This window comes from Streptomyces sp. NPDC051064 (assembly GCF_044455985.1).
GTDB lineage: Bacteria > Actinomycetota > Actinomycetes > Streptomycetales > Streptomycetaceae > Streptomyces.
This window is the reverse complement of sequence record NZ_JBITFK010000006.1, coordinates 506,021-532,175: the sequence shown is the minus strand read 5'-3', so window position 1 is coordinate 532,175 and position 26,155 is coordinate 506,021. Positions and strand designations below refer to the sequence as shown.

Genomic DNA, 26,155 nt, shown 5'->3' with positions numbered 1-26,155 from the left:
CATGACAGCACTCTCCGCCGAACGCCGCCGGCCGAGCCTCAGCGGGTGGAGCGGACGGTCCATCGCCGGCGTCCTGCTCGTCGTCTTCGTCCTGTTCTTCGCCGTCCCGATCCTCTGGCTGCTCATCGCGGTCACGAAGTCCTCGAAGGCGCTCGTCGTCGCCGGTCCGTTCTCGCTAGGGTCGTGGTCGGACTTCGTCGCCAACTGGCATCAGCTGTTCGACTTCCAGGACGGTGCGGTGACCACCTGGATCGGGAACTCCGCGCTGTATGCGATCGGCGCTCTGGTGATCACGCTCCTCGTGAGCATCCCTGCCGGCTACGCGCTCGCGCTCACGGAGTTCAGGCTTCGGCAGGCACTGCTCGTGCTGACACTCGTTGTCATGCTGATCCCCAGCACCGCACTGGTGCTGCCCATCTTCCTCGAGCTGAACAGTGTCGGTCTGATCGGAAGTCCGCTGTCGGTGATCCTCCCCATGTCGTTCTTCCCGTTCGGCGTCTATCTCACCTACATCTACTTCTCGACCAGCATCCCTCGTGACATCCTCGCAGCCGCGCGCATCGACGGCTGCAACGGGTTCCAGGTCTTCACCCGAGTTGCCCTTCCGCTGGCCGCCCCGATCGTCGCCCTGGTGGCGTTCTTCAGCTTTGTGCAGAACTGGAACAACTTCTTCCTCCCGTTCGTGATGCTGCCCTCCAGCGACGGCTACCCGATCCAGGTCGGGCTCACCTCGCTGCTGGCGGCTACCCCGGCTTTCAATCCCAGCTCCGCGGGATCCGACTCCGTTCAGCTGCCCACCTTGGCGCTGGGGACGATCGTGTCGATCCTGCCCGTCCTGGTCGTCTTCCTGTTCTCCCAGCGATTCCTTGTCGCGGGCATGACAGCGGGGGGAACCAAGGAATGACCGCTCGCACATGCAAGGAGAACCACCGCCGATGAAGATCACCGGGTACCGCAGCCTGAGCACCGTTCACGACTGGGGCAGAATCACCGGGGACGTCAACGGTGTCCAGCCCGGCCACGCCACGCCGGTCCCCGTCCTCATCATCGAGACCGACACCGGCATCGAAGGAGTAGGCCTCGGATCCCACGCCGACATCGCCCGTGTCTTCCCCGCGATCGAGGGCGATGACCCGCGGTCGGTCGTGGCGCTCTACGACCGAATGCTCGACTGGGTGTTCAAGGCCGGTCATTCAGGATCCACTTTCGGAACCATCGGGGCCGTCGACATGGCCCTCTGGGACATCAAGGCCAAGGCCGCTGACGAGCCGCTCTGGCGGACCCTCGGGGCACGCGAGCGCTTCGTCCCCGGGTACGCGTCCGGTCTCGAGTACGGCCTGACCGAGGACGAACTCGCCGACCTCTATGGTCGGTTCGCGGACCGCGGGTTCAAGGCCGGCAAGCTCAAAGGCGGCCGCGACCTCGACCGCGACCTGCCCCGGCTGGAGATCATGCGCGACGTTCTCAGCCGCAACTCCCGCCGGCCGGCGCTCATGTTCGACGCCAACGAGTCGTGGAACCACGCCCAGGCGGCCCGGTATGTCGCGGCCATCGAGCAGCGCATGGACCTCACCTGGGTGGAGGAGCCGCTGCGCCGGTGGGATGCGGCCGGCATGGCCGCGCTGCGCGGGAAGGTGCGCGCGGCGATCGCAAGCGGCGAGAACCTGACCGGGCTGGAGCAGTACCGCCCCTTGCTGGACGCCAACGCGGTCGACATCGTGCAGGTCGGCAACGTGTGGGGGATCACCCACTTCCTCCGCGTTGCGACGCTCGCACACGCCCACGATCTGCCGGTGAGTCCCGTCGCGTACAACGCGAACCCGGTGGCGCACGCCGCCGCCGCCGTGCCGAACCATCTGGCCTTCGAAGTCCAGGATCTTCTCTTTCCCGTCGGTCTCGACGTCGACCAGCAGTTCGACGACGGAGGCATCGTCCTGGGCGATCGCCCAGGCATCGGGATCGTGGTCGACGAGTCCCAGATGTCACCGGCCGGCGCCGCGACGCCCGGGCCCGCGGCGACCGGACCGCACATTCGGCCCGAACGCGCTGCCCTGCGGCTGGTGGCCGAGCCGGACGTGATGGATGACCCGACGCACCGCGGAGGCCGACCCTCGTGACCCGTCGACCTGAGCGCAGGGCCTTCGTCGTGGGTGTGCGGCCCGAGAAGCGCGAGGAGTACCTGGCGCTGCACCGTGCCGTGTGGCCGAGCGTCGAGCGAAAGCTCACCGAATGCAACGTGCGCAACTACAGCATCTTCATCTTCGGCGACATCCTGTTCGCCTACTACGAGTACGTCGGCGAGGACCACGAGGCAGACATGCGAAGGATCGCCGACGACCCGGCTTCGCAGGAATGGTGGACGCACACCGACCCGTGCCAGATGAGGATCGCCGAGGAGCGTGATCCCGGGGCGCTGTGGCAGCCTGTCGAGGAAGTGTGGCACCTCACATGACTGCCGGCATCGACGCCCATGTGCACCTGTGGGACCGAGCCGTGGACCCGCAGGACTGGATCGACGCGGAGACCATGGCGCCGATCGCCCGCGACTTCGGCGCCTCCGATCTGAGCGAGATGTTGGCCTCGACCGGACTCGACGGTGCCGTGGTCGTGCAGTCGAGCAACAGCCTCGACGAGAGCATCCGGCTCGCCAAGCTGGACTCATCAGCCATCGCCGGCCTCGTCGCGTGGGTCGACCTCGCGGCGGAGGTCGGACCTCAGCTCGACCAGATCCGCAAGAACGCCGCTGTCCCCGTCGTCGGGGTGCGGCATCTGGCCCACATCGACCCGGACCCTGAGTGGATGATGCGCGAGGAGGTCAGCGCGGGCTTCGCCGTACTCGAGCGTGAGGGCCTCTGCTTCGACCTCGTCGTTCGTGAGTGGCAGCTCCCTCAGGCAACCCGCTTGGCCGCGCGCCACGGCGGACTCCGCTTCGTGCTCGATCACCTGGGCGGTCCGCCCGAGCCCGGGCAGGACAGGAGTACGTGGGCGTCGCGGCTGCGGGAGCTCGCGCGGCAACCGAACGTCGTCGCGAAGGTCTCGGGACTCACGTCGGGCCTCGCCCCCGGATCATGGCGTGCAGCCGATCTCGCCGCCCCGGTGACGATCGCCCTGGGATCCTTCGGCCCTGAGCGTCTGCTCTACGGCTCCGACTGGCCGCTGGCTGAGCTCGGCGGGGGTGCGGCGCCCTGGAAGTCCGCTCTGGAAGCCCTGCTCGACGGGCTTTCCGCCTCGGAACAAGCGCGTGTATTCGGCGGCAACGCTGCCGACGTCTACTCGCTCTCCTGATCGAGCGCCCGACCACGCGCCCGTGGCGCGTGGTCGGGCAGCCGACGACGCTCCCACGAGGTGTGGATGTGATCGTGCATCGCCTTCTGGGCCGCCGCGACGTCCTTCCTCGAGATGGCATCGACGATCGCCGCGTGTTCCTTCAGCGTCAGCGCGAACGCATCAGGCGGGTCGATGCCCTGGTAGCGGTTGGACTCCGTGGCTCGCTTGTACAGATGCTTGGCGATGTTCTCAGCCAGCCGGTTGCCGGAGATCTCCATGAGCGCGTAGTGGAACACCACATCCGCCTGCCGGAAGGAGTCCGTCTCGGACTGGCTTTCACGCATCGTGGTCAACGCGTGCTCCAGCCTCCGCAACCCATCTGCGCTGCGAGAACCGGCAACCGCGCCCGCCATCGCCGACTCGAGGCTCGCCCGCACGATCGTCAGTTCGTCAAGGACACCGAGCGTCTCGTCATTGTCGATCAACGCGGACAGCACCACCGGATCGAGCATGTTCCAGTGGCCCGGCGCCCGCACCTGGGTGCCGCGACCCTGGGAAACGATCACCAGGCCCTTCTCCTCGAGCCGCTTCACCGATTCACGCAACACCGTGCGACTCACGCCGAAGTGTTCGCTCAGCGGACCCTCCGGAGGCAGCAACTCGCCTTCCTTCAACTGGCCCGTCACGATGAGGTCGACGAGCTCGGCAACGACTGCAACACCCAAGCGGCCGGCGGGCAGGCGTGGCGGGAACAGACGGGCTGCGGGCTGCGGCTCGGTTGGCATACGTATGACCTTATCGCTCAATCAATCTGCGGTCGAAGAGCCTCCTGGTCCACGACATGCCGTCGATGTTCAACGGGCGGGACGCAGAGGCGTTCGTGACGTACAACCTCGAAGTCGTCGGCAGCGGCATTCCGAGTCAGGGTCTGGACCAGGCGGCCGCCGAAGTCACCGGCACGCGACCGCCGCGCGAGGGTCGCAGTCGGTGCAGACCGGACTGCGAGCCAGGCGCGGGCATGCTCTCCGCCCGTGACGAGGTCGACCACCGGGTCGCCGGGCTGGCTGCCGGCGCCGACGACTATGTCGTCAAGCCGTTCTCCATCGCAGAGCTCGCCGCCCGCCTGCACACCATGGTGCGCCTGCACGAATCGACTGCCGAGCGGCCCTTGGCCATCGGCGACGTCACCATCGAGCCCGCCCGGCGTACGGCCTCCCCGGCCGGGCGGGATCTGCAGCTGACCACCCGCGAGTTCGACCTCCTGCTCGCCCTCGGCCACGGGCCCGTTGCCAGGTCCTGTCCCGCTGCTGGAGCAGGGCTGGGGCTACTCAGCGATCGGAATCGGAGGAGCTCGGCCGCCGTTTCCTGTCTCTCCGGCAGAAGGACGACCACCCCCTGCAGTCTCCTGCTGGGCGGCCGAAGCGCGCAGGTCGGCTGTTCTGGCGTTCAACGTACTGGGGCGCCACAACCGGCTTGCTCGGATCCTGGCGAATTCCTTGGAGGAGGCTGCGGGGCCCGGCTGGAACGCCGATACCAACTTCGATGTCCGTCTCCAGGACGTCCCGCTCACGAATCGGCGTCCGATGTCGTTGTGTACCGCGCGGACACGATCGACATCACGCCCACCCGTCGAGTGGCCTACTCCGACCGCGACCAACGAAGCCTCCCGGGGGACATCCCGGGGACTTTTCGGGGACATTCCGCCAGGTGAGCAGGGAAGGCCCTGACAGCGCTGAAAGGTACGAACGCGCTGGTCAGGGCCCACAGCCTCAGCACTCGACGATGTTCACCGCGAGACCGCCGCGCGCGGTCTCCTTGTACTTCACGTGCAAGAAGAACAACTGTGCCGGGCGGGAGTGGATCGGGCGTTCCTCTCGTTTCGCCGCGGTGCGATGAGGGGAGCGAGGCCCCGTCCGTCACTCTGACCCGTTCAGCGTCCCGATCGCGCCTGGGGCAAACCGCGCCGTCTTCAGTTTTGCCGGTGTCGGTCAGCTTTCGACTTCGGTCTTGTCGCCGCCCCAGAGGGTGTGGAAGGTGCCGTCCTGGTCGGTGCGGTGGTAGGTGTGTGCGCCGAAGTAGTCGCGCTGGCCCTGGGTGAGGGCGGCGGGGAGGCGTTCGGCACGCAGGGAGTCGTAGTAGGCGAGGGTGGCGGCGAAGGCGGGGGTGGGGACGCCCTGGGTGACGGCGGTGGCGATCACGGTGCGCCAGTCGTCCTGGGCGGCGGCGATCTCCTCGGCGAAGCTCTTGTCGGAGAGGAGGCTCGGCATCCGGGGCTGGGCCTCGTAGGCGCTGGTGATCCTGTCGAGGAACGCGGCCCGGATGATGCATCCGCCGCGCCAGATCGAGGCGATCTTGCCGAGGTCGATGTCCCACTCGTACTGCTCGCTGCCGGCCGAGATCTCGTGGAAGCCCTGGGTGTAGGCGACGATCTTCGAGGCGTACAGTGCCTGCTCTACCTGGTCGGCGAATGCCGACGCCTCGTCCTTGCCGAGTGTGCGGGGGGCCGGGCCTGCGAGGTCGCGTGAGGCGTCGCGGAGGTCGGCGTGGCCGGAGACGGAGCGGGCGAAGACGGCCTCGGCGATGCCGGAGACGGGAACGCCCAGGTCGAGGGCGATCTGCACGGTCCAGCGGCCGGTGCCCTTCTGCTCCGCCTGGTCGAGCACGACATCCACGAAGGGCTTACCGGTCGCCGCGTCGACGTGTGAGAGCACCTCTGCGGTGATCTCGATGAGGTAGGAGTCCAGGCGCCCGGTGTTCCAGGTGCGGAAGATGTCCGCGATCTGCGCGGGGGAGTACCCGGCCACGTCGCGGAGCAGGTGGTACGCCTCGGCGATGAGCTGCATGTCCGCGTACTCGATGCCGTTGTGGACCATCTTCACGAAGTGTCCGGCGCCGTCGGGACCGATGTGTGTGACGCACGGGGTGCCGTCCTTGGCCTTCGCCGAGATCTTTTCCAGCATCGGCCCGAGCGACCCGTACGACTCCTCGCTGCCGCCCGGCATGATGCTGGGCCCGTCGAGCGCGCCTTCCTCGCCGCCGGAGATGCCGGTGCCGACGAAGTGGATGCCCTGTTCGCGCAACTCGCGCTCCCGGCGGCGCGTGTCCGCGAAGTGCGCGTTGCCTCCGTCGATGATCACATCGCCGCGTTCCAGGAGAGGCGCGAACTCCGCGATCACCGCGTCCGTGGGCTCTCCGGCCTTCACCATGATGACCAGGCGTCGTGGCCTCTCCAGGGCTGCCACGAAGTCCTCGGCACTCTCTGCCGCGGTGAAGTCACCCTCGTCGCCGAACTGTTCGACGAGTTCGTGGGTGCGGGCGGCCGTACGGTTGTGCACGGCGACGGTGTATCCGTTGCGCGCGAAATTCCGGGCCAGATTGCGCCCCATGACGGCGAGTCCTGTGACACCGATCTGCGCTGTGCTGCTCATTGTGGCTCTGCCTGCTTCCGGTCTCGTGGCCTCCGGCACTTGGGCCGGCCACCATGATGGAACGGGCTGCCGAGCTTACGAGGTGCGGACGACCGCGGGCTGAGAGGCTGCCATGGTGTCGCCCATGTGGCCGTGGACGTGACACGCCCACGGCCACCGTGGTCAGCGGCCGGCCGCCCCGCGGCGCCGCGTGGACGCGTCCGTCAGGGACGGGGGCCGGTAGCCCTCGTCGGCCGCACTGGACGAACCGCAGCGCCAGGTGGGTCAGGGACGGTCCCGTTCCCTCGCGCACGGGCGCGCGAAGGGCGGCCGCGTCAGCGGCCGGGGCCAGGAGGCCCCCCGGTGCACGGCACCGGGGGCCTCGTGCGTCACCGCGCCTGTTCGGCCGCGGCGGCAGGCGCGTCGGTGTCGGATTCGACGAGGAACCCGCCGGACTGGTGGTACCAGAGCTTGGCGTACGCACCGTCGGTGAGCAGGAGTTCGTGATGTGTCCCCTGTTCCACGATGCGACCGTGGTCGAGCACGATGAGGTGGTCCATGGCGGCGACCGTACTCAGCCGGTGCGCGACGACGAGGGCGGTGCGGCCCTCCATCAGTTGCCACAGTGCCTGCTGGACGAGGGTCTCGCTCTCGGAGTCGAGCGCACTGGTCGCCTCGTCCAGCAGCAGGATCGGCGCGTCGCGCAGGATCGCCCGGGCGAGGGCGACCCGCTGGCGCTGTCCGCCGGAGAGCTTGACCCCGCGTTCCCCGACCATCGTGTCGAAGCCCGCCGGGAGCTGGTCGGCGAACTCGGTGACATGGGCCGCGTCGGCGGCAGCACGGATCTCGGCGTCGGTCGCGTCAGGACGGGCGAAGTGGATGTTCTCGCGCAGGGTGCGGTGGAACATGGCCGGTTCCTGCGGGACGTACGCGATCAGGCTCCGCAGGTCCGACTGGCGCAGCCGGCTGATGTCCTGACCTCCGATCAGGATGCGGCCGGACCGGACGTCGGCCATCCGCAGCAGCAGCCGGGTGAGCGTGGTCTTGCCGCCGCCCGACCGTCCGACGAGGCCGATTCTCGCCCCGCTCGGAACGTCCAGTTCGAGGCCGTCGAAGATCGGGTCGCCCCCGTCGTGGGCGAAGGTGACGTTCTCGAAGCGGACGTCCGCGGCCTTCGGGGCCAGCGGCTCGGGGGTCGCGGGGTCGATCACGGTGGGCTGCACGAGGAGCAGCTCGGTGAACTGGGCGGCCTCGGTCATCGAACTCTCGAGGCGGCGGTAGATCTGATTGAACTCGAACATGATGCGGGTCGAACCGGTGTAGTACGTGAAGGCGACCACGATCGCCTCCACGCTGCCGCCGCCGGCGCCGATCCCGACGGCGAGGAGCAGGCCGAGTCCGTTGGTGAGCACGGACAGCGGTGCGACGAGTGTGTCGATGCGGAGATTGCCGTAGTCCCACGAACGCAGCGTCAGCCGCCGGGACTCCGCGACCCGTGACCGGTGTTCGGCGGCCTCACGCTCCTCCGCCGCGAAGGCGCGCACGGTGTCCATGTTCATCAGTGCGTCGGACACGTGGCCCGAGACCCGCGCGATCGCCTCCTCACGCCGGTTGACCAGCTTCTGGCGGCGCCGGATGAGCGGCGCGGCGCACACGGCGGTCAGCGTGATCATCGTCAGCAGGCCGGCCACCAGCAGGGGGTCGTAACTCCACAGGATCACCGTGCCGAACAGCAGCGGGGCCAGGCTTCCGACGATGTTGAACGTGAGGGTGTCGACGAACTCCTCGAAGCGGGAGGCGTAACTCAGCACCCTCTTGGTCAGGGACCCGGCGAAGTTGTCCTGGAAGAACGAGGCGTCCTTGGCGAACAGTTCGTCCATGCCGGTGACGTACAGGTGCTCGATGCCACGGGCGTCGACGCGATTGAGGCAGTGGAGTCCCGCCCGCCACATGGTTTCCGCCAGGAGCAGGACTCCGGCGAACACGCCGACGTAGGGGAGCGCCTCGCGGATGCCTATGGCTCCGTCCTCCGCGATCCGGCCGACGAGCTTGGCGACCACCAGCGGCGCGACGTACGTGATGCCGATGTTGCCGAGGGCCGGGAGCGCCAGTGCGGGAACGGAGAGTCCGCGCTGGCGGGACAGCTCCCGTAAGTAGTTGCGGAGAGCGAGCCGGACCGGGCCCCTGTGCGGTCCGGTGCCGTGAGACTGCTGCGATTCCATGCCGACCTCATGTCGTTATGTCGTTTCGCGGGCAGTTGCTCCGGACTTCACCGCGGTGGGGGCTCCGCCCTGAAGGGCGCGGCACCGTACCGGGCGGAAGCGCTCGCCGCCCGTCCGTGGCGAGAGATCCGGAGAAGAGAAGTCTTCCGTGGCCGGGTGGCCGGCGTCCAAGCGTTTTCGGGGGGACGGGCGGCGCAGCGTCGCATTCCGGCCGGTCCGAGGGTGCTGAGAAGCGGACAAGCCGGGTCACGACCAGCTGTCGCCGTCGATGACGCGGGCTCGGTCGTGAACCCGGTCGAATCGACGATCGTCGCCGTCGCGCGCGTGCCCGTCGGAAGGGCGGCCCCGGGGGCGTCGGTCAGCAGACGGCGTGGCCGGTTCCCCCTGCCTGGCCGCCGCGGCCGGGCAGCCGGTCATGGGGCGGATCATTCGGGCCGCGCAGGATGCATCGGGCGGCTCATTCGGGCCGCGCAGGATCCATCGCCCCAGCACCGGCCTCGTCGGTGCCATGGGCACCCCGGCATCGAACCTGGCGGTGCGCCCTCAGGGCACCGGCTCCTCCCCGAACAGGTCCGTCTCCTCGGGGATCAGGTGCATCGCCGCTTCCTCGGCCGATGCCGCCGCGCCGTCGATGCCGACATCCTGCGCCGTGAGGGTGGACGGCACATGCCCGTCACCCTCCTGCGTGAGCCGGCCCGCGCGGTCCGTTCCCACTTCGGTGTCGTAGAGCTCCCCGTCGCCGTCCGCCAGATCCCCCGGACCGTCCTGGGCCGGGGCGATGTCCTCGGGAATCTCTCTGGTCAGGCGCCTGTCGAGGGACTCGCCCGTGTGCTGCTCCGAGGCGGTGGTGCCCTCGTCGTCGACCGCCCAGGGCCGGTCCGGCGGGGAGTAGCCCTCGTCCAGGACGTCCTCGATCGCGGACGTGTCCAGGGTGTCCTCGAGATCCAGCAGGTCATCGGGGTCGGAGGCCTCCGGCTCCTGCGGCTGGTAGACGTCGTCCCCCCGGTCGCTGTCAGTCATGGCGTGGTCCCTTCCTCCGGGTCCCCTATTTGCAATTCCACTCCGGTCCGGCGAGGGACGCAACGGAAGCCGTTTTCCGTCAGTGGTGACGCTGTTTCAGATGACAATGAAAACGATTGTCGATAACGTGTGTGTGGTCGGGCCGGAAGCCTCCGCGTCAGGGGTGACCCCTGCCCGCCCGCAATCCCAACGGCACTGTGAGAAGGGGGAGCTCGTGGCTCATCTGTTGGTTGTCGAGAGCTGGGTCGGATCGATGAGCAGACTGCTGCCACGGGCCCTGGGGGAGGGCGGTCACCACTTCACCTTCCTCACCCGCGATCTGCACCACTACCTCCGGGCGGCACCGGAGGGGACGGGGCATCCACTGCTCACCGCCCGTAACGTCGTCACGGCGCCCACCAACGACGTCGACGCGCTGCTTCCCCAGGTCGAACGGTTGCACGGTGCTCTGCGCTTCGACGGGGTGGTCACGTCCTGTGACTACTACCTGCCGACCGCAGCCAGGATCGCCGCCCTGCTGGGTCTGCCGGGTCCCTCAGCCGACGCCATGGAGAACGCCTGCCGCAAGGACGCCACCCGTCGCGTCCTGGCCGCCGCCGGTGTCCCAGGCCCCCGCTTCGCGGTGTGCGCGGACGGGGCGGAGGCCGCCGTGGCCGCCCGGGACATCGGCTATCCGCTGGTGGTCAAGCCGGTGGACCTCTGCGCGGGCATGTTCGTACGCAGGGTCGACGACGCGGAACAGCTGGCCGCGGCCTGCCAGGCGCTGGCGGGCTTCCCGCGCAACGCCAGGGGACAGCGGCGCGCACCCCACATCCTGCTCGAGGAGTTCCTCCACGGCCCCGAGGTGAGCGTCGAGACCGTGACCTGCCGCGGCGTCGCGCACGTCGTCGGCGTGACGGACAAGAGCGTCGGCGGGGCCCCGGCCTTCGTCGAGACCGGCCACATGTTCCCGGCCGCCCTGGATCCGGACGACCTGGCCGCCGCGACCGGCACCGCCGTGAGCGCCGGGGCGGCGCTGGGGCTCGACGACGTCGTGGCGCACACCGAGATCAAGCTGACGGCCGACGGCCCCCGGGTCGTGGAGGTCAATCCCCGCCCTGCGGGCAACCGCATCACCGAGCTGGTCCGCCACGTCACCGGGATCGACCTCGCCGCCGCCTGCGTCGATGTGGCGCTCGGCCGGGAACCCGACCTCCGCCGCCGTGACACGGGGCTGCGCAGTGCGGCCATCGGCTTCCTCGTCCCCGGAAGCGCGGGCACCCTCGCGTCCGTGGAGGGAGCCGACGGGGTGCGGGACGCCGACGGGGTCCTGGAGGTCCAGGTCGCCGAGGCGGGCCGCACGGTCGAGGCGGCGGACAGCAACAACGCGTATCTCGGGCACATCATGGCGGGCGACGCCGGCGGACTCGGCGCACGGGCCCGCGTCGAGGCGCTGCTCGCGGACGTACGCCCCCGGCTGGTGCGCTCATGACGACGACCTCGCCCGCCCAGGCCCCGTGTCTCGGCACCCTCCTCCAGCGGGCACTCCACGGCGAACTCGGCCCGGACCCCCTGGCCCGCCGTATCGCCGTGGCCTTCACGACGTCCCAGGCCGTACGGCACGACGGGCGGCGTGGCGGATACCGCAACGAGGTCCTCAGCCTCCGGCTCGGCCGCGCCGTCGGGTCGTGCGCGGTCGAACCCGGGGCGCTTCCCGCCGGAACCGTCGAGGACTGCGCCGGCGCCGACGTGGCCGCACTCCTCGCCCACCCGCTGCTGCCCGTGCGCGTCGCGGCGCTGGACGCCTACCTGATGGACGTCATGCCGCACACGCCGTCCCACGGCGCGCAGCCGGTGACCATCCCCGCCGGAAGCTCGCTGGAGCGTTCGCAGGCGCGGGCCGCCGCCGTGACCGACCTGCTGGACCTGGAGCCGGGATCCACCGTCCTCGTCGTCGGGGTCGTCAACTCCCTCCTGGCCGAGCTGCGTTCACGCGGACTCGCCGGAATCCCCTGCGATCTGAAGGGTGGCACCACCGAGTGGGGCGAGCCCATCACACCGGACGCCCTCGGGGAGATCGGCCGCTGCGACGCGGTGCTGGCCTCCGGCATGACACTCGGCAACGGAACCTTCGACCCGCTGCGCCGGAGCTCCCAGGAGCACGGGAAGCCACTGGTCATGTTCGCGCAGACCGGAAGCGCGGTCCTGCCCCGCTTCCTGGGCGCCGGCGTGACCGCCGTCAGCGCGGAACCGTATCCCTTCTTCTGGCTCGACGGCGGGCCCGGCATCATCCACCGCTACCGCGCGGACGACGGAGGCACCTCGTGACCACGGCATCCCTGCCCGCCCTCGCCCCCAACCGCGAGCTCCTCTCCCTCCTCGGCCGCACCCCGCTGGCCAGGATCACCACCGGGCTGCCCCTGCCCCACCCCGGCTTCTGGGCCAAGCTCGAAGGACACGCCGTCGGCGGGATGAAGGCACGGGCCGCCGTCTCCATGCTCCTGGGCGCTGAGGAACGCGGCCAACTGCTCCCCGGCGCACCGGTCGTGGAATCGACCTCAGGCACACTCGGCATAGGACTCGCCTTCGCCGGGCAGGCCCTCGGGCACCCCGTCGTGCTCGTCGGCGACAGCGAACTCGAACCCTCCATGCGGCAGTTGCTCCGCTCGTACGGCGCACGCCTCGAAATCGTCGACCGCCCGGCCGTGCACGGCGGCTGGCAGGGCGCACGCCTGGAGCGACTGCACGACCTGCTCGGCCGGCTGCCAGGCGCCTACTGGCCCGACCAGTACAACAACCCTGACAACACCGCGGGTTACGCCTCGCTCGCGGCCGAACTGGCCACCCAGCTGGACCGCCTCGACATCCTCGTCTGCAGCGTCGGCACCGGGGGTCACAGCGCCGGGATCACCGGACCGCTGCGCAGGCACTGGCCCGGCCTGCGCGTCGTCGCCGTCGACTCCACCGGATCCACCATCTTCGGCCAGGCAGCCGCGCCCAGGCTGATGCGCGGTCTCGGCAGCAGCATCCACCCGCGCAACGTCGCCTACGACGCCTTCGACGAGGTCCACTGGATCGGCCCGGCCGAAGCCGCCGACGCCTGCCGGCGCCTCGCCCGGGGCAACTTCGTCAGCGGTGGCTGGAGCACCGGCGCCGTGGCCCGCGTCTCCGCCTGGGCGGCCCGCACCCACCCCGGGGCCACCGTCGCCACCGTCTTCCCCGACGGGCCCCACCGCTACCTCGGCACCGTCTACGACGACGACTTCATGACCGCCCACCAACTGGACCCCGCCCGCGCGGTCGGAACCCCCGTCGACGTCCCGCACCCGCGCGCCCCGCATACCGGGGGCTGGTCCAGGTGCACGACCGTCACCGATCCGCTGGCGGAACGACTGGAGAGGCAGCCGTGAAACTCACCCAGCACACCGTTCGGCTCGTCCTCGCCGAGCCGCTGCGCATCTCGCGATCGACCATGACCGCCCGCGACGCCGTGCGCCTCACCATCGAGCACGAAGGGCTCAGCGGCCATGGAGAGGCTGTCACCAGCGTCTTCTACAGCCTCGACACGCCCGCCCTGCAACGCCTCGCCGCCCGTACCGGAGAGCGGCTCACCCGCTTCGCCGGACCGGAGACCGCGCTGCACGCCCTGCGCGTCGGCGAACTCACCCCACCCGGCACCCCGGCCGCCGTGACCGCCGCCACCGAGGCGGCCCTCCTCGACCTGGTCGGCAAGCGCACCGCCACCGCCGTCCACCGCTTCCTCGGCTCTCCCGCCGCACCGAGGGCCGCCACCGCCCGCACGATCTCCCTCACCTCCCCGGGGCGGGCAGCCGCCCAGGCCCGCAGGCTGGCCGAAGCCGGATTCTCCGTCATCAAGATCAAGGCGGGCGACCCGGACGAGGAAGCCGATCTGGACCGGGTACGCGCCGTCCGCGCCGCCGCTCCCACCGCCCGGCTGCTCCTCGACCCCAACGGTGCCTGGTCGGCGGGACAGGCACGCACGCTCCTGCCGCGGTTCGCCGATCTCGGCGTCGAAGCCGTGGAACAGCCCCTCACCCCCGGTGACCCGGAAGCCCTCGCGCGGCTCGCCGCCCGCTCGCCCGTCCCCGTCATCGCCGACGAGGACGCGGTCACCTACGAGGACGCGCGGCGGCTCGCCGGACGCGTCCACGGCATCAACGTCAAACTCGCCAAATGCGGTGGTGTCCACGCCGCTCTCCGTATCGCCGCCCTGATCGAGGGCAGTGGCACAGACCTGATGCTCGGCTGCCTGACCGCCAGCACCCTGGGCATCGCCCCCGCCGTCCACATCGCCGACCGGGCCCGCTGGACCGACCTCGACGGCCACCTCCTGCTCGCCCACGACCCATGGACCGGAATCGGCGGTGACGACGGCTTCGTCGCCGCCAACGGGCTCCCGGGACTCGGCGTACGGCCCCGCGCCGAAGCCGGGGTCTGGAGCGCCGCCTCATGAGGACCGTGCACGAGATCTGCGGATTCCCGCTCGCCATCCGGCTGCTGCTGGTCAATCAGCTGGGCGTCAACACCGGCTTCTACCTCCTCATCCCCTACCTCGCCACCCACCTCGGCGACAACCTGGGCATGTCGGCTGCCGTCGTCGGCATCGTCCTCGGCGTACGCAACCTGAGCCAGCAAGGCCTCTTCCTCATAGGCGGATCCGCCGCCGACCGGCTCGGAGCCCGAGGCGTCATCATCGCCGGATGCGCGATACGCACCGCCGGCTTCGCCCTCTTCGCGCTCGGTGACGGACTGCCCGTGCTGCTCGCCGCCTCCGTACTCAGCGGAGTGGCCGGCGCCCTGTTCAACCCCGCCGTCCGCACCTACCTCGCGCAGGAGGCGGGGGAGCGCAGGGCCGAGGCCTTCGCCCTGTTCAACGTCTTCGCGACGACCGGTGCCCTCATCGGACCGCTCCTGGGCAGCGCCCTGCTGCTGGTCGACTTCCGGGCGTCCGCGCTCACCGCTGCCGGCATCTTCGCCCTGCTCACCGTCGCCCAGGCCCTGGTGCTGCCCGCCCGGGACGTGCCACCGGCCACGGGCAGCGTCACCTCCGACTGGCGGGAAGCCGTCGGCAACCGTGCCTTCCTCGCCTTCGCACTGTCGATGGTCGGCATGTTCACCCTGGAGAACCAGCTCTATCTGCTGCTGCCGGCCGGCGCCCGCCAGGCCACCGGCTGGGACGGAGCCGCCGGACTCGTCTTCCTCGTGGGGACGATCGCGGGCATCGCCTTCCAGTTGCGGATCACCCGCGCGCTCAAGAACCGGGGGACCAGAGGACGCTGGATCGCCACCGGCATGGTGCTGATGGGGCTCGCCTTCGTACCGCCGATGCTCGTCGCGGGCACGGACACACCGCCGGACGGCGCCCTGGACGCCACCCTGCGCGCCCTGCCCGTGCTGGCCGGCGCCCTCCTGCTCCACCTGGGCGTCATGACCGCGCAGCCCTTCGTCATGGAGCTGATCCCGGGCTTCGGCAGGCAGGCGCTGACGGGAACGTACTTCGGGATCTTCTACGCGGTCTCCGGCATCGCGGCGGCCGTCGGCAACGCGGCGGTCGGCTGGGCCATGGACGCCGCCCGGCGAGGCGGGGACGACAGCCCGGCCGAACTGCTCCCCTGGGCCTGCTGCCTCGCGGCCGGGCTCCTCTCGGCGGCCGGAGTGACCTGGCTCCACCGCAAGGGCACCCTGCCACGGACACAGCCCGCGCCTGTGGCGGTGACGGCATGAAGCACCGTACGGGGAATCTGCTCACCGACCGCCCCGAGCTGTACGAGGCCAGATTTCCGGACCCCGAACGCCTCGCCGGACGCTGGGCGGAGGACCTCCTGCGACTCCACGGCGCCGGGCCGGCCGTCCTGGACCTGGGCTGCGGGACCGGCCGGGACGCCGCCGTCCTCCACCGCGCCGGACGCCGCGTCACCGGTGCCGACCTCTCCGGCACGATGCTCGCCCACGCCCGCGCCCACCACCCGGGCCCGGAGTACGTACAGGCCGATCTCAGCCGTTTCGATTTCGGTCAGCGGGTCTTCGACGCCGTGCTGTGCCTGGACAGTTCGCTGCTCTACTGCCACACGAACGAGCAGCTCGACGGCTTCCTGGCGTCCTGCCGGCGCACCCTGGTGCCCGGCGGCCTGCTGGTCGGTGAGATGCGCAACGGCGCGTACTTCCTCGGCCGGGACGCACCCCCCACCGCGCCCGCCGTATCCCGCTTCACCTGGCACGGCACGACCTACCGCTCGTCCACCGCACTGCGCGTCGACCGCGCCGCCCAGCTCCTGCGGCGCACACGCGTCTGGACCACCGACGACGGCGGCCCGCCCGTCGAGGAGCACTCCGCGTGGCGGCTGCTCCTGCCCCAGGAACTGCGCCACTTCCTCACCGCACACGGCTTCGACGTACTCGCCCTGCACGACGGCCCCGGGCCACGCACCGAACCGGCCTGGCATCCGGGAGCCGGCCCCGGCACAGCGGCCGACGGCGACCGGCTCCACCTCGTCGCGAGGAAACGGGCACCTGCATACACCGGCAATTCAGCACATCCAGCAACGGGAGAGCAGCCATGACCGCATCAGCCGACAGACACGAGCGCTTCCCCGGTCTGCGCAGGCGCGGCTTCCTCGCCGCCGCCGGGGGAGCCGCAGGACTCGGCGCGCTCACGCTCGCCGGATGCTCCGCCCCGACCGCCACCAGCTCCGGCAAGGGCGACGGCACCCCCCGGCGCGGCGGACGGGTGCGCGCCGCCTTCGCCGGGGGCGGCGCGAGCGAAACCCTCGACCCGCACCTGGGGAACCTCTTCGCCGACGCAGCCCGCGGCAAGGCCCTCTTCGACAAGCTGGCCGACTACGGCGCCGACCTGGCCGCGGTCCCACGGCTGGCCGAGACATGGGAACCGAACACCGGCCTCGACCGCTGGACCATCACCCTGAGGCAGGCGGAGTTCCATGACGGGAAACCCGTGACGGCCGCCGACGTCCTGTACAGCTACCGTCGCATCGCCGACCCGGCGAAGGCGTACCGCGCCCGCGCGTCCCTGGAGCCCATCGACCTGAAGGCGAGCCGCGCCACGGGGGAGCGGACCGTCGAGTTCGTGCTCAAGCGGCCGACGGCCGAATTCCCCAACGTGATAGCCGCCTTCGGCACCTTCATCGTGCAGGACGGCGCCACCGGATTCGACCGCGAGCCCATCGGCACCGGCCCCTTCCGCTTCGTCTCCTTCACCCCCGGCCGGTCCACCGTCCTGCGGCGCAACGACACCCACTGGGAGGGCGCCCCGCACCTCGACGAGGTCGAATTCGTCGTCGCCAACGAGGAGTCCGCCCGCATCAACGCCCTCCTCGGCGGCCAGGTCGAGTATGCGCACGAGCTCAACCCCGCCACCGGGCGCGCCCACGAGAAGGCCGGCGCCGTCGAGATCGTCCGGCTGCGGAACAGCGCCATGCAGGCGTTCGCCATGAAGACCGACCGCCCGCCCTTCGACGACCCCAGGGTCCGAGAGGCGTTCTTCCTCATCGCCGACCGCGAGGAACTGGTGGACGGCGCCCTGTCCGGCGCGGGCGAGAAGGGCAACGACCTCTTCGGCAAGGGATACGAGTACTACGCGGACGAACTCCCCCAGCGCGAACAGGACATCGGCCGTGCCCGCGGACTCCTCGCACAGGCCGGTGCGCAGGACCTGAGGGTCACACTCGACACCTCCGCCGTCGCCGCCGGCTTCACCGAGGCCGCCGGCATCTTCAGGGACCAGGCGGCACGCGCCGGAGTCACCGTCGACGTACGGATGGGGAGCAAGGACTCCTACTGGAAGGACATCCTCGACTCCGGCACCCTGTGCTGCTACCGGTCCGGGGCCATGCCCATCGAGTCCCACATCTCCCAGCGGCTGCTCACCGACTCCACCACCAACGCCACCAGGTGGCAGGACAAGAACTTCGACGCGCTCTACCGGCAGGCCCAGTCCACCAAGGACAGGACGGCGCGGGCGGCCCTCTACGGGCGGATGCAGCGACAGCTGCACGCCGAAGGAGGCTTCCTGGTCTGGGGCTTCGGCGACTGGATCCTCGGCACATCACGCTCCCTGCGCGGTGTCGCGCGCGAAGCACCCGCCAACACCCTGGACTGGGCACGCTTCGACAAGGTCTGGCTGGCGTGAACGGACTCCGTTCCTGGATCGCCCGGCGGCTGCTTCTCGGCGCCCTGCAGACCGCGGCCGTCGTGCTGCTGGTCTTCGCGCTCACCGAGGCACTGCCTGGCGACGCAGCGGTGGCCTTCGCCGGGGACCAGCCCGACCCGCAGCGCATCGCGGCGGTCCGCGAGGCGATGGGGCTCGACCGCCCCGCCCATGAGCGGCTGGCGGACTGGGTCGTGGGGCTGCTCCACGGCGACTTCGGCACCTCGCTCACCTCCGGGCGGCCCGTCGCCGGATTCCTCACGGACGGCTTCGGCCCCACCCTGCTCCTCGCCACCGTCGCCGTCCTGCTCCTGGTCCCGGTGGGGGTGGGTCTCGGTGTCCTCGCCGCCCGCCACGAAGGGCGGTTCACCGACCGGCTGATCAGCTCCGCGACCCTCGGGGTCTACGCGGTGCCCGAATTCGCCCTCGGGGTACTGCTGGTGAGCGTCTTCGCCCTCCGGCTCGGCTGGCTCCCGCCGACCGCCGTCGGCTACGGCACAGGGCTGCTCGCGCACCCCTCCGTGCTCGTCCTGCCCGTCCTGGTCCTGCTCGCCCGGCCCGTCTGCTCGCTGGCCCGCCTGGTCCGGGCCGGCATGATCGAGGCGCTCGCCGCCCCGTACACCGCCCATGCCGAGCGGTACGGGATCTCCGGCGCCCGCATCCGCTACGGGCACGCCCTGCCCAACGCCCTGGCCCCCGCCACGCAGCAGCTCGCCCGCACCATCGACTGGCTGCTGTGCGGCGTCATCGTCGTGGAGGCCCTCTACGTGGTGCCCGGACTCGGCACCGTCCTCATGAACGCCGTGGCGGACCGCGACATCCCCGTCGTGCAGGGACTCGCGGTGGTCTTCGGCCTCGCCACCGTCGTGCTCAACCTCGGCGCCGACCTCGTCACCCACCGGCTCGCACCACGCTCGGGGGTGGCGGCGTGAGGCGGCTCCGCAGATACGGACCCGGGGCCGCCGTCGCCGCGGTCCCGCTCGGTCTCGCCCTGGCCGGGCCGTTCCTCGTGGGAGAGCCTTCGGCCCGCGCCGCCTCCTTCACCCTCGGCGGCGGCCACCTGCTGGGCACGGACTTCGTCGGCCGGGACGTCGTGCACCAGGTGCTGCTCGGCGGACGGCCCGTGGTCCTCGTCGCGCTGGCCGCCACGGTCCTCGCGTACCTCGTCGCCCTGCCGCTCGGCCTGATCAGCGCGCTCACCCACCGGAGGTGGCTGGAGGAAGTGCTGATGCGTCCGCTGGACGTGCTGCTCGCCGTTCCCTCGCTGCTCATGATCCTGCTGGTCGCCGCCGTCTTCCCGCCCGGCGCGGCGGGACTCGCGCTGCTGGTCGCCTTCGTATCCGTCCCGGACACCACCCGGATCGTCCGGGCCGCCGCCGCCGAGGCGGCGTCCCGGCCCGCCGTCGAGGCGCTGCGTATGCAGGGGGAGAGCTGGTGGCGCCTCGCCGTCGGATACGTCGGGCGGTCCATCCTGCGCACCCTGGCCACCGACGCGGGAATCCGGCTGACCGGCGTGCTCTACCTGGTCGCCACCGCCGCCTTCCTCGGCATCGGGGTCGCCCCGGACGCCGCCGACTGGGCCGTGATGGTGGACCGCAACCGCGCCGGACTGCTCATCCAGCCCTGGGCGGTCGTCGTGCCCGCCCTGCTCATCGTCGCACTCACCATGGGCAGCAACCTGCTCGTCGACGCCGCCATGGAGAACCGCACCCCGTCCCGGAAGGGCCGTCGCCCATGAACGAGAACCCCGTGATCGCCTCCGCCACAGGGCTGACCGTCGAGGTCGACGGGCGGGCGCTCGTCGACCGGCTCTCGCTCCGGATCAGGACCGGCACCGTCACCGCCCTGGTCGGCGCGTCCGGCAGCGGCAAGACCACGACCGGCCTCGCCCTGCTCGGCGAATATCCCGCGGGCGCGCGGGTGACGGGCGAGGTGGCCGTGCACGGCGCCCGGATCGGCTACGTCCCCCAGCACCCCGCGGCGGTCCTCAACCCGGCCCGCCGCACGGGCGCCCTCCTGCACGACATGGCACGTCAGCAGGTGCGGGACCTGCCCCGGCCGCAGCGCCGAGCCGCGGCACGACAGCGCGTCACCCGAGCCCTCGCCGACGCCCAGCTCGACGGCTGCGACGAGGTGCTGAGCCGCTATCCGCACCAGCTGTCCGGCGGCCAGCAACAGCGCGTCGTCCTGGCGCAGGCGCTGCTCCTCGGCGCCCGCGTCATCGTCGCGGACGAGCCCACCACCGGGCAGGACGCCCTGACCAAGCGCCGCATCGTCGACCAGCTCGCGGCGGTGACGACCCGGGGCATCGCTGTACTGCTGCTCAGCCACGACCTCGACGTCGTACGCGAACTGGCCGACGAGGTCCTGGTGATGCGCGGGGGCCGCGTGGTGGAGCAGGGCACGGCCCACCGGATCCTGGACGCCCCCACGCATCCGTGGACCAAGGAGCTCCTCGCCGAACCGAGAACCCTGCCGTACGCGGACCCCGGGCGCACCGGTGCCGAGCTGCTGAGCGTCAGCGGACTCACCGCCCGCCACCGCACCGGCGGCGCCCGCGTCCCCGTGCTGAGCGTGGACCGGCTCTCGCTCCGCAGCGGCGAATGCCTCGCCGTCGTCGGACGCTCGGGCAGCGGAAAGACCACCCTCGCCCGCTGTATCGCAGGGCTCCACCGCGACCACACGGGGCAGATCCTGCTCGACGGCACCGCGCTGCCGCGCAGCCTGCGGGACCGTAGCCGCGAGCAGCTCGCCGCCGTGCAGTACGTCTTCCAGGACGCCCGGGCCGCCTTCGACGAACACCGGCCGGTCCTGGACCAGGTGGCCCGCACGGCGGTACGCCTGCACGGCACCGGACACCGGGAGGCGACGGCGGAGGCCCGGCGCGTGCTGACGGACCTCGGACTGGACGCGGGTCTTGTCAGCAGGCTGCCGGGCCGGCTCTCCGGCGGCGAACTCCAGCGGGCGGCCCTCGCCAGAGCCCTCCTCGCGCGGCCCCGGGTGCTGGTCTGCGACGAGATCACCTCGGGGCTGGACCCGGTGGCGCGGCGCTTCCTGCTGGACCTGCTCGCCACGTCGATCCGCCGCAAGGACGGTCCGGGCGTCGTGCTGATCACGCACGACCTCGAGACCGCGGCCCCGGCCACCCGCGTGGCGGTGCTGGACGGCGGAGAGGTGGTCGAGGAGGGCCCCCGGGAACAGATACTGACCGCTCCCCGGCACCCGTTCACGGTCTCGCTGCTCGGTGCCTCGCGGGGGCGGGGGACCGCCGTGCGCCCCTGAAGCGGAACCGTGCCCACCCGTCCGGCCGTACAATCGCCCTATGGGCTGCACCGGAGTCACAGGGAAGTGCCTGCACAAGGCCTCCCCCGGTGTGCCCGCGAGCTACCGCCTCGCCCTGCACGGACACGGCTAGCGACCTTCAGCGGTTGTCACCGCCCGTCCCGCCTTCTCCCCGCGTCCGCGCCTCACGCGCCACGTCTCCACCTCTTACGCGTTCCACCACCGCAGCTTCGGCGCACCGCCGTCGCGGCGTTCCGGCGACGGCCGCACCACGGCTCGAGCCACCCCTCGAAGGGACCACCTTGAAGCTGAGCGAGCTGCTGGCCGGACAGACCCACCACATCCTCCGGGGTGACCCGGAGCGGACGCGCATCACCGCCGGAACGGCATTCGACGTGGACCGGGTGGCGCCGGGATCGCTCTTCATCGCGGTGCCGGGGCACCTGGAGGGCGGCCCCGCAGCGGTGGCCCCCGCCCTCGCCCGGGGCGCTGTGGCGGTCCTGGTGGAGGAAGGCTGCGTACCGCCGGCGGCGGCGGAGGACGCCTGTGTCGTGCGGGTGCCCGACACCCGGGCCGCGGCCGCCGTCGCCGCCTCCCGCTACTACGGCGAGCCGGGGCGCGGGATGGACATGGTGGCGATCACCGGCACCAACGGCAAGACCTCCGTCTCGTACATGGTCGAGTCCGTGCTGCGGATCTCCGAGGGGGCGAGTGCCGGGGTCATCGGCACGGCCGGCAGCCGCATCGGTGACGAGGTGATCCCGATGCCCCGGTCGGTGCTGTCCACCCCCGAGTCTCCCGATCTGCAGTACCTGCTGGGGTGCATGCGTGACCGCGGTGTCGGCACCGTCGTGCTGGAGGCCACGTCCATGGGTCTGCTGACGCACCGGGTCGACCGCACGTTCGTCGACGTGGGGGTCTTCACCAACCTGAGCCAAGACCACCTGGACGACCACGGCACGATGGAGAACTACCGGGACGCCAAGCTCCGGCTGTTCCAGGGACTCTGCGAGCACGCCGTGGTCAACGCGGACGACCCCGTGGGAGCCCGGATCGGGACGATGATGCCGGGCGCGGTGACCACGTACGCCCTCGACACCGAGGCGGACTACCGGGCCACCGATCTGGTCGTCGACGCCTCCGGCACCCGCTTCACGCTGCATCACGACGGCCGCAAGTACCCGGCCGCAATCCCCGCACCCGGCAGGTTCTCCGTCTCCAACGCGCTGGCCACGGTGGCGGCCTGCCACACCCTGGGGCACGACCTCGCCGGGCTCGTCTCCGCGCTCGAACGGATGCCGCAGATCCCGGGCCGCTTCGAACGTGTGACGACCGTCGACGGCACATCGGTGATCGTGGACTACGCCCACTCCCCGGACTCGCTGAACAAGGTGCTCGGCACCATCCGCGGCTTCGCCCGGTCCAAGGTCATCACCGTCTTCGGTTGCGGCGGGGACAGGGACACCACCAAGCGCGCCGAGATGGGCGCGATCGCCGGGACCTACTCCGACCTGTGTGTCCTCACCTCGGACAACCCGCGCGACGAGGACCCCGAGGCCATCCTGGACCAGGTCGCCCCCGGCATCGAGTCCACCGGCACCCCGTACGAACGCCTCGCCGACCGCCGCCGGGCCATCGCCTTCGCGCTCTCGGAGGCCGAACCCGGTGACATCGTCCTGATCGCGGGCAAGGGCAGCGAGCCGCACCAGATCGTCGGTGACCTGCTGCTGCCCTTCAGCGACATGGCCACCGTGCGGGAACTCGCCGACATCCCGGCCGTACGGACTCAGCCCGCCCTGCGGTAGGTCAGGGCGAAGTCGTGCTCCCACTCACCGCCGTCGAAGCGGACCTCCCAGGCGCCCGTGATGGTGTTGCCGTCCTCGCTGAACGTGCCGGTGAAGCGCTGGCGGAACTCCAGGGGAGTGAAGTCGGGCGACTCCCGCGTGAGCGTCCACACCCCGTCGTCGAAGCTCATCGCGTAGAGGCGGGCCACGCCGCGTGAGTCGAAGTAGTGCTGCGTGTACGCGCCGGTCCCGGGATCGGCGCGTACGACCATGAGGCCGTCCGGCGCCTCGGGCACCGGAATCTCCGTGTGCTGCACCAGGAAATGCCCGTCGAGGGCCCACTCGAACCGGGTACGCGCCACCGGGCCGTCCCCCGCCGGGCCGGGTGGCGACGGCCGGCCCTCGGGGAAGCGCGGTTCCAGATGCCATTCGCCGACGAAGACATCCAGGCGTGCCAGCACTTCCGGCCTGTTCCCGGTCATGACGATCCCTCCGCTCCGACGCCGCGCGTCCTTGTCCCTCTCACGGATACGTCCGATGTCCTGCCTGCCACGACGGCCCTCACTCCGGCCACGGCGATTCGAGAACGGCGCGTACGAAGTCCCCGCGCTCGAAGCCGGGAACGTAGTGCTGGAGAACATCGGCCTTGATGTTGCCGAACGTCGTCTCCGGCTTCGGAGCGACCCCTTCGGTGAACGCGGCGAGAATCCGCCGCTTGAAGTCCGGCCGTGGATGGAGCGTGACGATCGCGGCGCGGTCGGCGTCGGAGACGCCCTCGTAACCGATGCCGAGGACGTCGTACTCCACACCGGCGCTCACCAGTGCCACCTCGGGCTCCATGAAGGCCGGGATGCCCGGAGTGGTGTGCAGGGCGATGGCCGTCCACACCCGCCGCACACTGTCCTCCGGAACCCCGTGGGACTGAAGGAAACGGCGCGCCTCGTCGGCGCTGTCCACCTCGAAGCGCCGGCCGCTGGATCGGAAGCGTTCACCGAGCCCCAGGTCGTGGAACATGGCGCCGATGTACAGCAGTTCCGGATCGAAGGAGAGATCGCGGCGGCGTCCCTGCAGTGCGCCGAAGAGGAAGACCCGGTGCGAGTGGTGGTAGACGAGTTCGCCGGTCATGTCGCGTACGAGCTCGGTCGCCTCGGTCGCGAGCCTCGTATCCGGCACGTGTTCGGCTGCCGGGGACGGGTCGCTTGCCATGGGTGTCACCGAGCTTCCTGTGCGACGGGTCGGGTAGGCGCCTCCAGGATCGGCTCTTCGGGTGGCGGCGCCGGTGCCGACAGGCCGTGGACCGCCCGACTGATTCACATCGTGGACGTGTGGATCGGGGCCGTTCAGGTGTTGGCCCGGGCCGCCCGTCCGGTGCGAGGCTGACACCGGGCCCCGACAGGGGCGGAACGGGGAGCACCGATGGAAGAGTTCAGGACGAAGTCCGGAGTGGTCGCCGGACGGCGGGCCGGCCGAGATCCGGAGGTCGTCGTACTCCGCGGAATCCCTTACGCCGTACCCCCGTTCGGTGCGGCAAGGTTCCGCGCCCCCCGCCCGGCGGCCCCATGGGACGGAGTCCGGGACTGCGCAGGATTCGGGCCCGTCGCCCCGCAGTCCGCCGAGCTGCCCGGATCGCCGGCCTGGTCACCGGGGGACGAGGACATCCTCAGCCTCAACATCTGGACCTCCGGCGGCAGCGGCGACACGCTCCCCGTGCTCGTCTGGATCCACGGCGGCGCCTACGCCTTCGGCTCCTCCGCCCAGCCGGACTTCGACGGAACGGCCCTGGCAGGACATGGACTCGTGGTCGTCACCCTCAACTACCGGCTGGGCTTCGAGGGGTTCGGTCATGTCCCGCCCGCCGACGGCGAGGAACCCTGTCCTGACAACCGGGGTCTGCTCGACCAGATCGCCGCTCTGCGGTGGGTACAGGACAACATCGCTTCGTTCGGCGGTGACCCCGGCCGAGTCACCGTGGCCGGACAGTCCTCCGGAGCGACCTCGGTCGCCTGCCTGATGGTGATGGACGGGGCGCGCGGCCTGTTCCGCCGCGCCATCGCGCACAGCGCCGTGAACGCCTGCGCCTCCCCGGAATCGGCGGCCCGCACCACGGCGGAGGTCGCCGCTGCGGCCGGTGTTCCCGCCACGTACGGAGAGCTGGTGTCCGCCTCCCCGAAGGCGCTGGTCGATGCCTCCGACCGGGTGACCGACCGATACCGGCGCAACCCCGGATCCGGAGCGCGGCACTACGACCCCGCGATCTACGGCCCCGTGGCGCGGAGCGCCACCCTGCCGCTCGACCCGCTCACGGCGTTCGCCCGCGGCGCCGGCCGCGAGATCGAACTGCTGGTCTGTCACACGGCGGAGGAATACTGGCTGCTGGACGAGGTCGGAAGCTGCGCGAAGGTCGCCGAGAAGCAACAACTCGAAGCTTTCGCATCGGACTTCGGGATCCCGGATACGGTGCTGGACGGCTATCGCGGGCTCGCGCCGGAGGCCTCCGTGCACGACACCTACCTGGCCGTGTACGGGGATCTGATGTTCGGCGAGTACAGCTGCAGACTGGCCGAGGCCCACACGCGGGGAGGCGGGAGGAGCCGGCTCTCGCGCTTCGTCCGGCAGCGCGACGGCCGGGGGATGCCGGTCAGGGCCTGGCACTGCGCGGACATCCCGTTCGCCTTCGGGACCGTGGACGACGCACACGTCCACTTCCTCATCGGGGGGCCTCCGGGGGCAGCCGAGCGCGCACTCGCCTCACGCATGACGCGCGCCTGGGCGGAGTTCGCGGCCACCGGCGACCCCGGCTGGCCACCGCTCACCTCGGGGGGCGGGCCCGTACGGCTCTGGGGCACCTCGACGGATACCGCCCCCGCGGGCCGGTGGGATGCGTTCCGTGCGCCATGGCGCGCCTCCGGACTGCCGCTGCTGATGCCCTGACGTTCCGGAACAGCCGCCGCATTCGGACGACGTCATTGGCATGGACCTGCCCGCCGAACTGGACTACAGTCCGTAGCG

Annotated in this window: 23 protein-coding genes and 1 pseudogene; 17 read left to right on the top strand and 7 right to left on the bottom strand. The window is 71.0% G+C overall.

Features of this window, described 5'->3' with window-relative positions; translation table 11 throughout:
* Position 1: 1 nt before the first annotated feature.
* The 4 genes from ACIBCU_RS24010 to ACIBCU_RS23995 are packed head-to-tail and all read left to right on the top strand — an operon-like array spanning position 2 to position 3,285.
* Positions 2-904, top strand: coding sequence for a carbohydrate ABC transporter permease (locus ACIBCU_RS24010; protein ID WP_362938658.1), 903 nt, complete (start codon positions 2-4; stop codon positions 902-904).
* Positions 905-935: 31 nt separating this feature from the next.
* Positions 936-2,117, top strand: a complete 1,182-nt coding sequence (locus tag ACIBCU_RS24005; protein ID WP_399233782.1) for a mandelate racemase/muconate lactonizing enzyme family protein — start codon at positions 936-938, stop codon at positions 2,115-2,117.
* Entirely contained in the window at positions 2,114-2,452 is a 339-nt protein-coding gene (locus ACIBCU_RS24000) for an L-rhamnose mutarotase (protein ID WP_362938652.1), read from the top strand. Before ACIBCU_RS24005 ends, ACIBCU_RS24000 begins: the two co-directional genes overlap by 4 nt.
* Positions 2,449-3,285 carry an amidohydrolase family protein gene (locus ACIBCU_RS23995; protein WP_362938649.1) on the top strand — a complete coding sequence of 279 codons (837 nt, stop codon included), beginning with the start codon at positions 2,449-2,451 and terminating at the stop codon, positions 3,283-3,285. Before ACIBCU_RS24000 ends, ACIBCU_RS23995 begins: the two co-directional genes overlap by 4 nt.
* Here ACIBCU_RS23995 and ACIBCU_RS23990 read toward each other — a convergent pair.
* Positions 3,270-4,052, bottom strand: a complete 783-nt coding sequence (locus ACIBCU_RS23990; RefSeq protein ID WP_362938646.1) for a FadR/GntR family transcriptional regulator — start codon at positions 4,050-4,052, stop codon at positions 3,270-3,272. The two genes, ACIBCU_RS23995 and ACIBCU_RS23990, sit on opposite strands and share 16 nt — an antisense overlap.
* Positions 4,053-4,069: 17 nt before the next feature.
* Complete coding sequence (locus tag ACIBCU_RS23985; RefSeq protein ID WP_399233779.1) at positions 4,070-4,546, bottom strand: hypothetical protein; 477 nt, start codon at positions 4,544-4,546, stop codon at positions 4,070-4,072.
* A 181-nt stretch (positions 4,547-4,727) separates the two neighbouring features.
* On the opposite strand from ACIBCU_RS23985, the pseudogene ACIBCU_RS23980 reads away from it, so the two are divergent.
* A pseudogene (locus ACIBCU_RS23980) lies at positions 4,728-4,897 on the top strand (Uma2 family endonuclease); the annotation flags it as partial.
* 358 nt (positions 4,898-5,255) lie between these two features.
* Here ACIBCU_RS23980 and gndA read toward each other — a convergent pair.
* The 3 genes from gndA to ACIBCU_RS23965 form a co-directional block, all read right to left on the bottom strand.
* Entirely contained in the window at positions 5,256-6,695 is a 1,440-nt protein-coding gene (gene gndA, locus ACIBCU_RS23975; protein ID WP_362938640.1) for an NADP-dependent phosphogluconate dehydrogenase, read from the bottom strand.
* A 368-nt stretch (positions 6,696-7,063) separates the two neighbouring features.
* Entirely contained in the window at positions 7,064-8,896 is a 1,833-nt protein-coding gene (locus tag ACIBCU_RS23970) for an ABC transporter ATP-binding protein (protein ID WP_399233776.1), read from the bottom strand.
* A gap of 543 nt (positions 8,897-9,439) precedes the next feature.
* Entirely contained in the window at positions 9,440-9,916 is a 477-nt protein-coding gene (locus tag ACIBCU_RS23965) for a DUF5709 domain-containing protein (protein ID WP_362939713.1), read from the bottom strand.
* 214 nt (positions 9,917-10,130) lie between these two features.
* On the opposite strand from ACIBCU_RS23965, the gene ACIBCU_RS23960 reads away from it, so the two are divergent.
* The 11 genes from ACIBCU_RS23960 (at position 10,131) to ACIBCU_RS23910 (ending at position 23,167) form a co-directional block, all read left to right on the top strand.
* Positions 10,131-11,387, top strand: coding sequence for an ATP-grasp domain-containing protein (locus ACIBCU_RS23960; protein ID WP_362939710.1), 1,257 nt, complete (start codon positions 10,131-10,133; stop codon positions 11,385-11,387).
* Positions 11,384-12,223: a Rossmann-like domain-containing protein gene (locus ACIBCU_RS23955; protein WP_399233772.1), complete on the top strand. Its 840-nt coding sequence runs from the start codon at positions 11,384-11,386 to the stop codon at positions 12,221-12,223. The genes ACIBCU_RS23960 and ACIBCU_RS23955 overlap by 4 nt, the downstream gene beginning before the upstream one ends.
* Positions 12,220-13,305, top strand: a complete 1,086-nt coding sequence (locus ACIBCU_RS23950) for a PLP-dependent cysteine synthase family protein (RefSeq protein ID WP_399233769.1) — start codon at positions 12,220-12,222, stop codon at positions 13,303-13,305. The genes ACIBCU_RS23955 and ACIBCU_RS23950 overlap by 4 nt, the downstream gene beginning before the upstream one ends.
* Positions 13,302-14,369: an enolase C-terminal domain-like protein gene (locus ACIBCU_RS23945; protein WP_399233767.1), complete on the top strand. Its 1,068-nt coding sequence runs from the start codon at positions 13,302-13,304 to the stop codon at positions 14,367-14,369. The genes ACIBCU_RS23950 and ACIBCU_RS23945 overlap by 4 nt, the downstream gene beginning before the upstream one ends.
* The gene (locus ACIBCU_RS23940) at positions 14,366-15,640 is read left to right on the top strand and encodes an MFS transporter (RefSeq protein ID WP_399233765.1); all 1,275 of its coding nucleotides are present in this window, start codon (positions 14,366-14,368) and stop codon (positions 15,638-15,640) included. The genes ACIBCU_RS23945 and ACIBCU_RS23940 overlap by 4 nt, the downstream gene beginning before the upstream one ends.
* The gene (locus ACIBCU_RS23935) at positions 15,637-16,476 is read left to right on the top strand and encodes a class I SAM-dependent methyltransferase (RefSeq protein ID WP_362939694.1); all 840 of its coding nucleotides are present in this window, start codon (positions 15,637-15,639) and stop codon (positions 16,474-16,476) included. Before ACIBCU_RS23940 ends, ACIBCU_RS23935 begins: the two co-directional genes overlap by 4 nt.
* Entirely contained in the window at positions 16,473-18,062 is a 1,590-nt protein-coding gene (locus ACIBCU_RS23930) for an ABC transporter substrate-binding protein (protein ID WP_399233763.1), read from the top strand. The genes ACIBCU_RS23935 and ACIBCU_RS23930 overlap by 4 nt, the downstream gene beginning before the upstream one ends.
* Complete coding sequence (locus ACIBCU_RS23925; RefSeq protein WP_362939688.1) at positions 18,059-19,012, top strand: ABC transporter permease; 954 nt, start codon at positions 18,059-18,061, stop codon at positions 19,010-19,012. Before ACIBCU_RS23930 ends, ACIBCU_RS23925 begins: the two co-directional genes overlap by 4 nt.
* Positions 19,009-19,818: an ABC transporter permease gene (locus ACIBCU_RS23920; protein ID WP_362939685.1), complete on the top strand. Its 810-nt coding sequence runs from the start codon at positions 19,009-19,011 to the stop codon at positions 19,816-19,818. The genes ACIBCU_RS23925 and ACIBCU_RS23920 overlap by 4 nt, the downstream gene beginning before the upstream one ends.
* Complete coding sequence (locus ACIBCU_RS23915; RefSeq protein ID WP_399233759.1) at positions 19,815-21,362, top strand: ABC transporter ATP-binding protein; 1,548 nt, start codon at positions 19,815-19,817, stop codon at positions 21,360-21,362. Before ACIBCU_RS23920 ends, ACIBCU_RS23915 begins: the two co-directional genes overlap by 4 nt.
* Before the next feature lie 302 nt (positions 21,363-21,664).
* Positions 21,665-23,167: a UDP-N-acetylmuramoyl-L-alanyl-D-glutamate--2,6-diaminopimelate ligase gene (locus tag ACIBCU_RS23910; RefSeq protein WP_362939679.1), complete on the top strand. Its 1,503-nt coding sequence runs from the start codon at positions 21,665-21,667 to the stop codon at positions 23,165-23,167.
* Here the strand turns inward: ACIBCU_RS23910 and ACIBCU_RS23905 are convergent.
* Entirely contained in the window at positions 23,149-23,628 is a 480-nt protein-coding gene (locus ACIBCU_RS23905; protein WP_399233755.1) for a hypothetical protein, read from the bottom strand. The genes ACIBCU_RS23910 and ACIBCU_RS23905 overlap by 19 nt on opposite strands.
* A gap of 79 nt (positions 23,629-23,707) precedes the next feature.
* Entirely contained in the window at positions 23,708-24,352 is a 645-nt protein-coding gene (locus tag ACIBCU_RS23900; RefSeq protein WP_399233753.1) for an HD domain-containing protein, read from the bottom strand.
* Positions 24,353-24,562: 210 nt separating this feature from the next.
* Here ACIBCU_RS23900 and ACIBCU_RS23895 point away from each other — a divergent pair, with 210 nt between their 5' ends.
* Positions 24,563-26,077, top strand: a complete 1,515-nt coding sequence (locus ACIBCU_RS23895; RefSeq protein WP_399233751.1) for a carboxylesterase/lipase family protein — start codon at positions 24,563-24,565, stop codon at positions 26,075-26,077.
* The last annotated feature ends 78 nt before the right edge of the window (positions 26,078-26,155 follow it).